At 64.2% G+C, this 13,903-nt stretch carries 8 protein-coding genes; 4 read left to right on the forward strand and 4 right to left on the reverse strand.

Annotated elements, in window-relative coordinates:
- Window positions 1-57: 57 nt before the first annotated feature.
- The 3 genes from CUJ90_RS31245 (at window position 58) to CUJ90_RS31255 (ending at window position 3,035) form a co-directional block, all read left to right on the forward strand.
- Window positions 58-1,467, forward strand: coding sequence for a S8 family peptidase (locus CUJ90_RS31245; protein WP_114164562.1), 1,410 nt, complete (start codon window positions 58-60; stop codon window positions 1,465-1,467).
- 189 nt (window positions 1,468-1,656) lie between these two features.
- Window positions 1,657-1,932, forward strand: a complete 276-nt coding sequence (locus tag CUJ90_RS31250) for a hypothetical protein (RefSeq protein ID WP_152035394.1) — start codon at window positions 1,657-1,659, stop codon at window positions 1,930-1,932.
- 560 nt (window positions 1,933-2,492) lie between these two features.
- Window positions 2,493-3,035: a hypothetical protein gene (locus CUJ90_RS31255; protein WP_073430300.1), complete on the forward strand. Its 543-nt coding sequence runs from the start codon at window positions 2,493-2,495 to the stop codon at window positions 3,033-3,035.
- A gap of 100 nt (window positions 3,036-3,135) precedes the next feature.
- On the opposite strand, the gene CUJ90_RS31260 is transcribed toward CUJ90_RS31255, so the two are convergent.
- The 4 genes from CUJ90_RS31260 to CUJ90_RS31275 form a co-directional block, all read right to left on the reverse strand.
- Window positions 3,136-4,959, reverse strand: coding sequence for a leucine-rich repeat domain-containing protein (locus CUJ90_RS31260; RefSeq protein ID WP_208645271.1), 1,824 nt, complete (start codon window positions 4,957-4,959; stop codon window positions 3,136-3,138).
- Between the two features lie 80 nt (window positions 4,960-5,039).
- The gene (locus CUJ90_RS31265) at window positions 5,040-7,514 is read right to left on the reverse strand and encodes a leucine-rich repeat domain-containing protein (RefSeq protein ID WP_161553742.1); all 2,475 of its coding nucleotides are present in this window, start codon (window positions 7,512-7,514) and stop codon (window positions 5,040-5,042) included.
- 34 nt (window positions 7,515-7,548) lie between these two features.
- The gene (locus CUJ90_RS31270) at window positions 7,549-8,901 is read right to left on the reverse strand and encodes a hypothetical protein (protein WP_152035395.1); all 1,353 of its coding nucleotides are present in this window, start codon (window positions 8,899-8,901) and stop codon (window positions 7,549-7,551) included.
- Between the two features lie 80 nt (window positions 8,902-8,981).
- Entirely contained in the window at window positions 8,982-10,724 is a 1,743-nt protein-coding gene (locus tag CUJ90_RS31275; protein WP_114164567.1) for a leucine-rich repeat domain-containing protein, read from the reverse strand.
- Between the two features lie 649 nt (window positions 10,725-11,373).
- Between CUJ90_RS31275 and CUJ90_RS31280 the strand changes: the two genes are divergently transcribed.
- The gene (locus CUJ90_RS31280; RefSeq protein ID WP_161553743.1) at window positions 11,374-13,791 is read left to right on the forward strand and encodes a hypothetical protein; all 2,418 of its coding nucleotides are present in this window, start codon (window positions 11,374-11,376) and stop codon (window positions 13,789-13,791) included.
- Window positions 13,792-13,903 lie beyond the last annotated feature (112 nt).

Here is a 13,903-nt window from a genome sequence, read left to right on the forward strand (position 1 = left end):
TAACTTTTTACACGGCGACGCGCACCTACGGCTATTTCCATCATGAATCGAGTTGCCATGACGTCCAAGGACCGCTCCGCCCCGCACCCGCCGTACGACGCGAGCCCGGCAGCGAACGGCGGCGAACGCGGCACGTGGGCCGCCCTGGCGCGGCGCACGCTGCTCTGCTGGCTCTCCCTGTGCGCCGCCTTCGCGATGTCCGCCTGCGCGCTCGTGCCCGCGACGCCCGACCCCGCTGTCGCGACGCAGCAGATGAAGGCGCGCCCCGAACGAATGATCGTGCTGGCCGTCGCCAATCCGCCCGAAACGCTGATGCTGCGCGCCGGCTCGACCGCGGCCGGATACGGCGCGGCCGGCGGCTATTCGCCGGGCGGCAGCGCGCGGGCGCAAGTCGCGGCGCTCGCACGGCAATACGGCTTGCGTGAGGTGTCGGCCTGGCCGATCCCGTCGCTGAAGGTGCATTGCGCGATGCTGGAGATCATCGGCGATACGCCGCGCGAGGAAGTCGTCGCGCGGCTCGCCGCCGATTCCCGCGTCAGCCTCGCGCAGCCGTTGCAGACCTTCGACTTGCTCGCCGACGCGCCAGCCGGCAACAACGACTACACCGACTTGCAGCAGGGCTTCCGCGAAATCGGCGCGGGCGCGGCGCAAAAGGTCACGCGCGGCGATTCGGTGCGGGTCGCGGTGATCGACACCGGCGTCGACACCACCCATCCCGATCTGCGCGACCGCATTGTCTCGACGCGCAATTTCGTCGACGAGGACTGGACGCAATTCAATCGCGACCTGCATGGCACCGCGGTCGCGGGCGTCATCGCGGCGGATCGCGCGGGCGGCGCGGACGGCAAGGCCGGCATCGAAGGCGTCGCGCCGCACGCGAAACTGATCGCAGTCAAGGCCTGCTGGCAAGCGGACAATCGCAGCGGACCTTCGCGCTGCAATTCGTTCACGCTCGCGGAGGCGATCCAGTCGGCGCTCGAAGCGCATGCACAGATCATCAATCTGAGCCTGGGCGGGCCGAAGGATCCGCTGCTCACTCAACTGATCGAACTGTCGGTGAGAAAAGGCGTGATCGTGGTGGGCGCGGTGCTGCCGGACGGCAACCTCAAGGCGTTTCCGGTCGGCGTGCCGGGCGTGATCGCGGTGGACTCCGCACGCGCGTCGGCACGCGCGGCGAATGGCCCCGGCTCCGATTCCGCCGCGCGCGTGCTCTACGCGCCCGGCCACGACATCCTGACGCTCACACCCGGCGGACATTACGACTTTGTCTCGGGCTCGTCGTTCGCGACAGCGAACGTGACGGGCACCATCGCGTTGCTGCTCGGCTTGCAGCCCAACCTCGACGCGCGCTCGATCGAAACGTTGCTCGACCAGACGAGTGGTCCGAGCCGGCAGCATGTCCGGGTCATCAATGCATGCCGGGCGGTCGAGGCACTTCATCACACGTGCGTCGAGGCGGCTCGTTGAACGGAGATGCGGCAACGCGGCGTCGGTTAACTCTCACGAAGGTGTTCTTCCAGCAGGCGTTCTGCATGCCCGGTTCTACGCATCAAAGCACGACGCGGCCCAAAGAAAACCATCCTCGCCGTTGCCGCTTCCATGCTAACCGCCGTGTGGCACATGCTCTCCGACGGGGCGGCGCTCATCGGCGTGCAAATGGCGACCCGCATCGACGAAGCGGCCACGGCGGCCACGGATGCCGCGCGTGCGAGCCCGACTTATGCCGTGCTCGCCATCGTCCGCGAATTCCTGCAAATGCCGAACGACAAGCGCACCTCGTGCGCCACCCTCGCCCAGATACGCGACGAGCTTGTGTCCGCATCGACGCGAGCAGGACGCGAAACGCACAACGGCATGCGCGGGTCCGCAGCGCAAGTACGACGGCGAAACCAGCGACGGCATCTTTCCGGCCGGCCCGCCCTCGACACCTGAGCAGCGGTGAAGCGACCCCACCTTGCCGGCAGGGGCAGGTCAGTCAACTCTCGTTGTGACGGGAGCGGGCCAGGGCGAAAGCGACCGCCGACTCTCGCGTCGTTTACGGCATCCTCAATGAGGCTACTCGGGACTCCGTGGGCTCGGCGCTCGGATATGCCACCGGATCCCACTGATGTGCCGCCAGCGCGACAGCAGGATTACTGAGGTCGGGCTCGTAGGGAGACTCTCGTCGAGGGGTGGTCGGGATCTTGCTGGGATCGCCGGTGACCGTAAATGCCGGCCTGTGACCAAGGGCTGTGCTCAATCTGCTGCTCGCTGTGTCCAGCACCCGGGAAGCCAAGGATCCAGGCTTGAATCGCCGGCCGGACGACGAGCTACTCTGCAGGGACGGCGATGGCGACTCCGATCCAGACGTCTCTGTCCGCCGCCGATTCTCTTGCATCGCTTTCCATTCGGCATACGTGCCACCGCTCGCCTGCGATGAACCCCGGCCGGTACGACCCAATTCGTCGCGATGAGAGCCCAGCCCAAGGCTCGCCGCCGGCGCATGCAGCGCGGTGCTGCTCCGAGTCGAATGGTTCGACGCATTCGAGCGGCCGGTCGCCGCGCTCGCGTCGCTTAACACCGACACGGTGTCCGCTGCTCCTCGGCTGATCGCGGTCCGGCCCGACGGGGCCTGTGAGCGGGCTTGGCTGCTCTGGCTGGCGCCGCCCAGCACCGACGCATTCGAGCGGCCCGTCGCCACGCTCCTGTCGCTCAGCACCGACGCGGTGTCCATCGGCTCGCGGCTGATTACAGTCCGCTCCGACGGAGCATTCGAGCGGGGTTGTTGGCTCTGGCGTGAGCCCGGCTTCCGCGACCGCAATGACAGTTGTGCAAGAGCGCTCGACATTGCGCTACGGGTACTCTGCCTGGATTCCTGTACGCTCTGCGCGACTGATGGCGTGACAGATGGACCGCTCAACGACATGTCGCTACGTTCACTACTGCTGCGATTAATCCTGCTCACTGCATTCACTCCTATTAGCTGGCTTCTACTAGGGAAACACTGTTCCAGACGCTTGCCGCCGGCATTGCCGCCGAGTCAGCTGCATTTTTAGAACATGAAGGAATTCGACCGTAATCGAGCGGACTTCCACTCGCATGCGGATCGCGCTCCTCGCGCTTTTCATCTCTCGACCCGGCTACGGTGACGCGTTTTCATTGCGCCGGATCGCCGTTCACCATCCTCATGAAACGTTCGAGCGTGGTGAGGATATCCGGCTGCTCGGGCTCCGTTTGCAACACCAGTTGCGCGGTAATCGTCGCTTTCGGGGGACTCGTCCATGCGTAGCCGTCAAACTCATGTGTCCAACTACTGTATGCGCCGTTCATTTCCGGCTCGTCGGCTTTTTGCTGCGCGGCCGGCGCGACCCATTGCGGCCGAGCCCACCGATCGGCATCATTTTGCGGCACGCCCGATCGGGTTGTGCGAGCGCTTGCCCATGGTGGCACGGCATCATCTGACCAAGGCTGTTTCAAGCTGCCCCACGCATCGGATGTGCCGACGGGCGGCGGTCGAACGCCGGACGACTCGGACTGTGCGGCGACCGGTGGCGCGAATTGCTGAGCGGGCCGCGTGCCGAGCGGCGGCACAAAATGCTGACCGGGTTGCGCGCCAAACGGTGGAACCGTCTGCGTCGGAAACCGCGGTGCCGCAGGCAAGGGCCACGGCATGGCCGCGCCGCCTTGCCATCCGGTTTGCATACGCGCAAGTTCAGCCTCGAGGACTGCCGGCGGTACGGCTGCCAGCTGAGTCAGCACTGCGGCCCGCTGGGATTCCGGCAGGCTCTGCAGTTCCGCAGCCAACACGTTCATGAAACCCGCGCCGGCCTTCCCCGCCCGAGGCGCTCCAAGGGCCGCGAACAGGTCTGCGACTTCGCCCGGTCCACACATGCCCCCCGGCTTCGTCCATTCCGGCTGTTTGCCGAGTTCGCCGCGTTCCGGTTCCGCCACCGCGTGAGGCGGCCTCTCGAAGCGGGCAGCCTGCCCCGGTTCGCCGTGCCGCCGGACATAGTCGCCGAACGAACCGAGCGACGCGTCGTCTTCCTCGATCGGTGCGTTCCCGCGTGCCGACATGCGGCTTTGGCGTGCAAACATCTGCGCTTCGTGAGCCGACACGCCGCGCCCTGGGGCAAGACGCCCCGTCGCCACGAGGCCCTCGCGGATACGCGTATTTGCCGTGCGCACGACGATCGTACGCGCCGCATTGACGAGCATGTGATCGCTGAATTGGCCGTGATACCGGAACGAGCCGTAGCTTATCGGCAGCGTCGCGATCTCGTTGTTCGATAGATCAAGATCGAGTGTCTTGCCCCGAACGTCGTCACGCGCACCGGCACCGTCATTGCCGGGCAGTTCCGGCAATTGCTTCAGCTGGTTGTCGGAAAGGTCGAGCCTGCGCAGTCGGGTGAGGAGCTCGACCCATTTGGGCGGCAGCGTCCATATCTGATTCGACTTCAGATCGACGGAACTCAGACGCTCCAGCTTGTGCATCGACTCCGGCACCTGCGACAACCGGTTTCCCGCTGCCGAGAAACGCTTGAGGTGACTAAGGTTCTGCATCTCGTCTGGAAGGCTTTCCAGCTCGTTGGAATCCACGAACAGACGGGTCAGCCTCTCCAGTTCTCCTATCGACGCGGGCAGCCTGGTCAGTTTGTTGTTGCTCAAATCAAGCAGTTGCAGCTTCTTCAGCGCGCCGATCTGCGAAGGTAGTCGCGTCAATCCAAGCTGCGAGAGAGCCAACACTTCTTTCCCGTCTGCCTGCGCGTTCTCCATGAGTTCGGCCGCTTTCGCACGCTGTTGCCCGGGCTCCGTGGCTCGCCCTTTCCACTCGTCGAGCCCTTCCTTGAAGCCGGCGGGGCGGCGCGGACCCAACGCGCTGAGCGGACCGCCCTCGCGCAGTTGCGAGAGGGATGGGCGGCGTCCGCCGGGCACGCCCGGCCGTGACCCACGCGCATTGCGCGCCTGCGGCGCGTGCGGCATGCAATCGGCCGGGTTCGCACCGCACAGCAGACCTGACAGCTTCACGTTTTTCATATTGCGTTTCCTTTAGCGTGCGCGGATCAGAAGTGGTTCTCTGACATCCACGCCATTTCCGCTTCGAGCTGTTGCTCGCGCAGAAACGTTTGCCAGAATTCCTGCTTTCCCGCGAACGCGGCCAGATCGCGGCCGCCCTCGCGCTGTTCTGCCTCGTTCACTTCCTTCATGATGTGGTGCCGGAAAAAGTCGTGTTGCTCAGGGGCCGCCATGTGCCCGAACATCGTTTGTAAAGCCGGGGTTTCGTCCAGCCTCCTGCGCAGATCGTCGAAGCCGAGAATCTCAAGCTCGTTGGGGCGACTGACGAGCACCTGGTACATCAGTGCGATCGGCAACGGCTCTATCTGGAGGTGGGTCTTGCTGGGATCCTCGGCCAGCTTTTTCGCGTTCTCTTTCGCAACCTTTTCGGCCAGGTCGCAAATGACGTGCTGACGGAACATCATGACGACGAGATTCCACAGATCGCGCGGCGCACTTTGGCCCGCCTTCGCTTGCATCACGCAGTATTCGAGCCACCGGCCCTGGGGATAGATCCGTTCGGTATACCGGGTGGCGAGGCCCGCGAGCTTCGCGTGTTGCATCTGCCGGACGCCCACCATGTCGGTTGCGAATCGATCGGCTCGGGCGGGCGCCGCAGTCGAATAGTCGAACAACGATTTGCGAAGCTGCGGCGTGTGCAACGGTGCCGCCAGCGGCTGCGGCGGCTGCGGCCCGCTCGACGAAACCGCCAAAGCACGGAACAGCTCGGCGAGCGCCGGGTTCTGAGCGGCCTGGACGGGCGCCGGCTGTGCGTATATTGACGGTGCGTACGGCGGCTGCATATATGCGGCCTGGGTGTAGGGCGGCTGCAACGGGTACGGTTGCGAGAGGTACGGCTGCCCCAGATGGTGCGCCATGTAGGCTTCGGCGTACGGCACTTGCGTCTGAGCCTGCTGCGCCGGCGGGTTTGTGGCCGCATGCCCTGCGTCGTTGCGCGGCGCCCTCGTCGGATGGCCGCCCGGCGCGCGAGACGATCCGCGGGACGATGCACGTGACGAGGTGCTCGACGAGGTCCGGGACAACGGCCGCGTATTGTCTGGCCCCGAAGATGGGCCTGCGGCAGCACCGCTCGACGGGCGGTCGATCCCCCGCGCGGCGAACGTCACGTTCTGCCCGCCTTGCCCAACGCGTTGCAAGGGCTCGCCCGCATATCCGCCCCTGTCCGTTTGCGGGCGAACAGGCGGCATTCCCGCATGACCGCTGGCCGCCGCCTGGCCGCTCGCGGCGAGCGAACGCAGCAATTCGTTGAGCACCGATTGGCCGCCACCGGCCAGTGCCGTTTGCGCGGCGAGGACTTCAGGCATCGCTCGAGCCATTCTGGAGATCGGATTCTCCTCGAATGCGTCGAGCGGCGGTTCGAGGTCGTCCTCGTCCACTACGCTTCGCTTACCCACATGGGGCGGTTGATAGAGCTCCTTGTATTGGACAGCGGGAGCCGTGGTAAGGAGCGGCAGGCGGCCGTCCTTTGAAAGTTCGACGGGTAACGGGGTATTCCTGATGTGGATTTCCAGGTCCGAGAAAACCGACGGCCGGTCGGTGAATTTCCTGACCGTCATCCTGCCTGTCGATGCGTATGCCAACGGTCCAAAGTCGCTCGGCAGGAACGTCAGCGGGTTACCCGATACGTCGAGTTCCCTGAGGTTCTTCAGACGGCCGACAGACTCCGGGATCGCCCTGTCTATCGCCAGGCCCGGCTCCGTTTCCCCCTCCGCTTCCACGTCGTCAACCTCGAAGACCTTGTCGGTCAGATCGTTGTCGCCAATGCGGAGCTTGCGCAGTTGCATGAGCGAGCCGACCGCTTCCGGCAACTTCTCGAAGTGGTTTCGCGAAATATCGAGCTCCTCGAGACTGGAGCATCCCTTGATTTGCAACGGCAGATTCGTCAGCAGGTTTTCGCCGAGCGACAGTTTCCGGAGATTGGTAAGGTTGCCGATCGATGCCGGCAGGTATTCGAGCGCATTGTTCCCCGCACGGAGGGTCTTGAGCTTCGTGAGCTGGCCGACGGCTGCCGGAAGCTCGGCAAGCCGGTTATGCGACACGTCCAGCTTGCGCACGCTCGTCAGCTGTGCAATTTCTGAAGGCAGCGCATCAAGCTTGTTGCGCGAGAGATCCAGGCTCTGGAGCTTCGCGAACGTCAACATCCTGCGCGGCACTTCATTCAGGCTGTTGCCCTTCAGCGTGATCTTGCGCGAGTCGGCAACGCGAGCCAGCAGGTGATCCGGCAGGTCCGTCAGCCCCATCTGCTCGAGGTCGACTTCGCCGCCCGGTCTGGCTGCAGTGAGCCTATCCGCCGCATTGCTGCGAAGCTCGTTGCTCTCCCGATATTTGTCGTTGATCCACTTCAGTGTTTCGAAGTCGTGCTCGCTTCGGCGGCCAGATTTCGACCTGGCCGGCGCATTGTTCGACGAGGAGCCGGGCAGGCTAACCGATGTCGAGATACTTGACGCGATTTTCTTCAACATGTTTCTTCCTGAGTGCGTTTGTTTGTCGCGGCCTTCAGCGCGTGTAGCGCGTGAGGTCGTCCAGCGTTGCCGAGCTTCTGTCGATGGCGCGCCCATCCGACGGCGTGACGGCATTCCACGTTTCCCCTCGCAGGCGTGCAACGACCTGCGAATCGCTTTCACGCGACGAGCCCGACGACACGGACGCCATGGAGTTCTCGCGCTCGGCGCGGGCCGATCGGATTTCCGTCCGTCGCTGCTGGTACGACGCTTCCTGACGCAGACGTGACGTCGCCTCGCTCGCGCCCGAAAGGACTCGCTGTCGGAGGTCACGGCTGAGGCGGCTCAGTCCACTCTGCAGGTGTGACCACTCATCGCCTTCTATATCATCCTGGATGGTGGTCAGGTTCGGCGCCTGTGAACGGGGCGGAATCCAGCGCACATGCCGCTGTGCTCTCGCCAGGATGCTTGCGGTATTCGCGGAACTGCGCTGCGTGCGGTCAGAATGGCCGGACGCAGCCGAGGGGACCCTGGTCGAGTTCGCCGTCCGTGCCGTCGTCTGCGATTGCCGCGAGGTACGCGATCGCGCCTGTTCGGTCGAGTTGGACGGGGTACTGATCAACGACGCGACGTCGGCGGAAAGCTGTGATCGGGCAAACCGTCGCAATCGCCGATTGGACGTCGCATCCGATTCGTCGCTGCCGGTGGATCTCCGCTCCGATCCGGCGGCAAGAGCGCGAGCCGTCTCCATCAGGCTCGGCGTCGCCCGCTGCCTGTCCGAATGCACGGGTCTCGACGACCCACCGCTCGCATCGGACAGGTGTGTCCGCGCAGTATGGTAGGTCCGCTGGGACGCATCCGACAGGACCGAAGCCGTGTCGCTTCTCGTCGACTCGTCTTCCATAGACGGCATGCCCTCCTCGCGTTGAACGGCCTCGTACTCGGCCCTGTCGATCCCCCAAATGGTGTCTGCATCGCCTGTGCGGTAACTCGGGGAAGCGGCCGCGTATGTCGGGCCGTGATTCGAGTACAAAGAGGCATGGGACTGTTGGTCGTCGTCATCCGCGAAGAGGTAGGACACGAAACTTTTGAGTGAAGCGTTTTCCTCGTCCGCCTTTCCGGAAGACTCGCGGTCGGGGCGAGCGTCGACAGCTACGGAATGATCCGAAAACGCATTCGACACGTAGCTCTGGAGAGAGGCGAGATCGTAGTCCTGGCCCATGTCTCGTTCGGCGCGCGCCTGTTGCGTCGAACGAAACGAGGCGAGCGAATCGGTGTGTCCGCCTAAGGACCGGGACCGCCGGCTGCTTCCGCCAGACTCTCCCGAGCCCGACTTCCGGCTTGCCCGATCCGACATGTCCTCGTCGAGTCCTGCATACTTGCCGCTGCCACTGATTCTGCTTTTCATTGCATTTCATCCAGTCGATTAATTAGTGAGACTACCGATACGGCGGCGAACATCAGACGATGCCGCCACCCCTTTTCGAATCAAACCGGTCCGAAAGGCTGCTGCACTTCAAACCACGGTGCCGCCGCGTCATTCAAGCGCGCCGTTGCTGCCGCCGCACCGGGCATCGGCATTGTTCCTGCCATGTCACCCTGCATGCGCCCCCCCGGACCGTTGCGCAGTTGCGCAAGCGCGAAGGCCAGCCTGTGTTGCGGGACACTGCTGAGGTAGGAGGCGACGGCACTCGCCTGGGGCTGCGGCAATCGCTCCAGTTCGGCATGGAGCGCCGTGAGGAAGTCGGACCGCCGTTGCGGCGCGGGCGGCGGCGAAGGCAACACGGATGGAGCGCCGCCGGCCCCCTCGATATCAAACATATCAACGCGTGCCGCTGTCCACAGGTCCGGTTCCGGTTCCGGTTCCTGCTGTGGCGCAAGCGCCGAAGTGCTCTGCGCCGGGAAATGACGGGAGGCATACTGCTCGGCCAGCCCCTCCGCCCACGCCTGAAGGCGGCGCTCGCCCCAGGTCTCGTCCGCCTCCGCCTCCTGCCCCACGTGCTGCAGGCCTTCGATTTCCCCGGGTTCCTCGTGGTCCCGCATGAAGCTCAGCTCCGAACTCGTCGAGTTCCAGTCGCTGCCTTCCAGCGGCACGAGGCGCGGCCGGCGCCGCCCCGGGACGGCACGACCTTTCTCGATGCCCCGCCCCGCGGCGAGGCGAGCTTCGTTCACTAGACCCTGCCGAATGTTCGTCCCCCTGGTATTCACCTTCAGCCTGCCGCCGGCGTTCTTCAACTGGTGGTCGTCCGCGGCGGTCAGCCTCAGCTTCGCTGCATAGCCGAACCCGCCAAAGACAGTCGGCAAGCTCGCCATCGAAGCGTTCTCCGAGACATTCAGGTTCAGCTTCCGCACAGGCATCTCGCACGTCGACGGAAGCTGCTGAAGCTGGTTGTGCGACAGATCGAGGCGCTCCAGCAATCCGAGCAACGGGCCCCAGGTGCCCGGAATGTCACCAAGCTGGTTTTGCGCGAGATCGAGCTCTCTCAGTTTCTTCAGCGCACCCATTCGTGGCGGAACGAGTCTCAACCGATTGGAACGGGCGGAAAGCGCCTCGAGTTGTGCGAGATCCGCAAGCTCGTGCGGAAGCGATTCGAGCCGGTTCGAATCGACATTGAGATGCTTCAACGATGGCAGCCGGCCGATGTTGGACGGCAGTTCGGTCATTCGGTTGTCTCGCGCGTCGAGCGTTTGCAGCTGCTTCAGTCGAGTCACCGCGGAGGGCAGATGATCCAGCTGATTTCCGCCGATCCGGAGCGCCCGGAGTTGCGCGAACTGCCCGACCTTCGCTGGAATCCGCCCGAGCGAGAGCCCGTCGAGCTTCAGAGCGTGCTCCTGCTCAAGCTCCGCATACTCGATGCGCGCCGCGGCATCTGCCCGTTGAGTAGTGGGGGCGCCGCCCGTCAGCCAGCGCTCGAAATCCTGTTGGACCCGCTCCTCGAACGGGGCCTCCGGCTGCTTCGTCTTCGCGACTGGCCGGGAAGTCCCCCCTTCTGCGGGGCTCTTTTGAGCCGGGCGTGGCGGCCGGGGCTTTGCCGCGTCGCCGGGGCGCAGATTCTGAAGGGCCTGGAGTTCGCCGGCCACCGCCCGCCGGCGCGGTTGCGCCGCCTGATCGCCGGCCTGCGGTGACATGCCGTTCGCCTGCGCACCTTCGTTTGCCGGATGCGAGAGGCGGTTGTAAGCCTCGGCAAACTGTGCGTGATTGAATACGTCGCCGTATTTGAAGTAGTCCATGCGATAGCCCTGCGTTACCAGATTTCGCCCACTTACATTGCCCAATTTCGTCGCGGCATGCGTCATGCATGCCATGGACGTCAGGCTGCGGCGAAAAGCGCAGGACATCGGTCATGACCGTCCGTTGTCGCCGGCCGCGTGAGCGGACAGCGAACGGAGTTTCGGTTGCGGCGAAAATGAGAAATAGCGCTTCGGTTTCGGGGCGCGAGGCGCTATCTTCCACCACACCGGCGCCGACCCCATGTGGCGCAAGAGAAAAAACGGCGAACCAAACGAAACTCAGGAAACGTTTGCATCGGGCGAATGTGACTTAATGCCGTCGAGGCCGGCATGCACCTCTCATGCCATCGAAGTGTGCGGCGCCGGGCCTGCCTTAGGCCGTTTTACGGCTGAGTTTCGAGTTTGGAAGCGGTATTTCGCCGCCCCTGCATACACCGACAATGGCCGGCCGCGTAGATTTCGACGTACCGTGCCGGAAGCCTGCTCGGGCAATCAGTTCGCGACAAGTCAGAACCCACAGGTCCGCGCTATGATCCAAGGGCCTTCAGCAAGACTCCCTCTCATTTCCGTCCATGAATCAATGAAAACGACAAGGGTCGCCCCCACTCCTGCAGGCGATGCGCTCGTAACGGGACCGGCGCAGACCCCGATGCGAGATCAGGAACGTCCGTCGGGCAGCCGCCGAAGACAGCCTGGCGGCGAACTCGACGGCCTAGCGGGCGTGCGAGCCATCAAGCCGCGCCCCACGGGGAATCTGGGAAACGCACCGCGGCGTCTCATCACACTGGCTGGCCATTTTCCCGCTGGCGACACCGCTGCAGGGCACCGCTCTCCGGACGCTGACCATGCCGGACACACGCGGGGTAACGGCCTGGACGCGCGGCGAACGGCAAACGTGGAGCAAGACTCGGCACAGCGGCCGCGACTCGGCCTCAGGCCGCTTGCCGACGTAAGCAGCCATTCGGGGGAAACGCGCGCGGCCATTCAGGTCGCTCCTCAAGCCGTTCCCGGAGCAGACGGCACCGGCACCGCACCTGGGTTACCGCGGCGCAGGACATCCAACATCCGGCCGGCTGGGCCCAACGAGGCCGACAATCGCTCGAACGATTCGATAATCGCGCAGTACAAGGCCGGCAGGCGCGCGCCGGACGAAGTGCTGAAGGTGACAGCCTCGCTTTTGAAAATGAGCGGCAACTTCTCGACGACGATGAAGCTGTTCCGCGCCGTGCAGCAAGCAGGCATTCAGCCGAGCGTCATCACCTACAACGCGGCGATTTCCGCGTGCGACAAAGCCGGGCGATCCGACGAAGCACTCGGGCTGTTCACCGAACTGAGCGATCTCGCCAGACGCGATCCGTCGATAAAGCCGGACGTCGTCACCTACAACGCCACGATTTCAATGCTCGGAAAAGCCGGTCGCCCCGACGACGCGCTGCGACTGCTCAACGAACTGAAGCATCTCGCCGTCGACGACCCGTCCATGCGCCCAACTCTCATCAGCTATACCGCGGCAATCTCGGCGTGCGGGAGGAGCGGCCGTGCCACCGAAGCGCTGTCGCTCCTAGCGGAACTCAAGCAGCAGGCCACGGGAGATCGGTCGATGCGCCCGAACAACATTACCTATAACGCGGCGATTGCGGCATGCGCGAAAGCCGGCCGGGCGGATTCAGCCTTGGACCTGCTGGAGGAAATGAAAGCGCTCGCTTTCCGCGACCGCTCGATGCGTCCGAACGCGATCAGCTACAACTCGACGATCTCCGCTTGCGGAAACGCGGGCCGGCCGCGCGAAGCCCTGAGGCTGCTAGGCGAACTGAAGCGGCTGTCGGCCACGGATGCCTCGATGCGCCCGGATACGATCACTTACAACGCGACATTGACCGCGTGCGGCAAAGGGGGGCTCCCGCGCGAAGCCTTGGCTTTGCTTGATGAGCTCAAGCATCTTGGCGGCCAGGACGCGTCGATGCGTCCGAACGTGGTCACTTACAATGCGGCCATCTCGACCTGTGAAAGCGCCGGCTGGATCGACCGCGCTCTCGAGTTGCTGCAGGAAATCAAACGGTTGCCGATGGGACCGGACGTCGTCACATATACTGCGGCGATCTCCGCGTGTGGCAAAGGCGGTCGACCGGATGAGGCGATCCGGCTCTTCGCCGAGTTGAAGGATCTGGCTCGGCACGACTCGTCGATGCGTCCCACTGTCATCGCCTACGGCGCGGCCATTTCCGCCCATGGCGAGGCGGGCCGCGCACGCGAAAGCCTCGCGCTGTTAGACGAAATCGAAACGTTGGCGCGTCACGATCCGGCGATGCGCCCTACCGTCGCAACCTATGGCGCTGTGATCTCCGCACTGGAGACGAATGCCTGCGCTGACGAAGCGCTCGATGTTTTCAACCGGCTCAAAGGAGTGGGCCGGAAAGACCCCGCGATGGGTCCGACCGTGGCGATTTACAGCGCGACGATCTCGGCGTGCGGTAGGGCTGGCCGCGTAGACGATGCACTGCGCTTGCTGAATGAAATGAAAGATGCGGCGAGGCAGGATCCTTCGATAGCGCCGGACCTCGGCGCCTATAACGCGGCCATCATCGCATGCAGCAGGGCAGGCCGCCTCGACGACGCCCAGGCACTCTTCGAAGAGGTGGGACATCTCGGGCGTAGCGACGCCTCGCGGCGAGCCGATCTCGTCACGTACAGCGCGGTGATCTCAGCGTACGGCGACGCGAATCGTGCGGCGCCGGCCCGAGCCTTGATCGAACAAGCCATCGAGGAACGGATCTTTCAACCCTATGCTGGGTACAACCCGTCGACCAACACGATGGACTTCCACGCGAACCGCATCTGCGTCAACCCGCCCTCGTCAGACCGACCCAAAGGCGTCGCGGCCGGGCTGGCCGTGTCCTTGCTCAGATATCACCGCGATGCCGGCAATCTGAACAACCGCACGAAATACGTCGTGGGCCATCAAGGAAACAACGCGGTGAAGATCGCGGTGCTGGAGGAACTCAATCGCGCGCAGCCGGGGGCCTATTGCATCGCGCCGAATAACCCCGGCCTCGTGGTGGCGGCATAGCCCGCTTCATACGCCGCTACCAGATCTGTTCACGGCAAGCCACGCTTCTTTGCCTATCGCGTTCACCATTTCAGGATCGAGTCCGGCCCAGACATCATGTATGGACGTGCCG

The sequence above is a fragment of the Paraburkholderia terricola genome, from assembly GCF_003330825.1.
In the GTDB taxonomy this organism is placed as follows: Bacteria; Pseudomonadota; Gammaproteobacteria; order Burkholderiales; family Burkholderiaceae; genus Paraburkholderia; species Paraburkholderia terricola.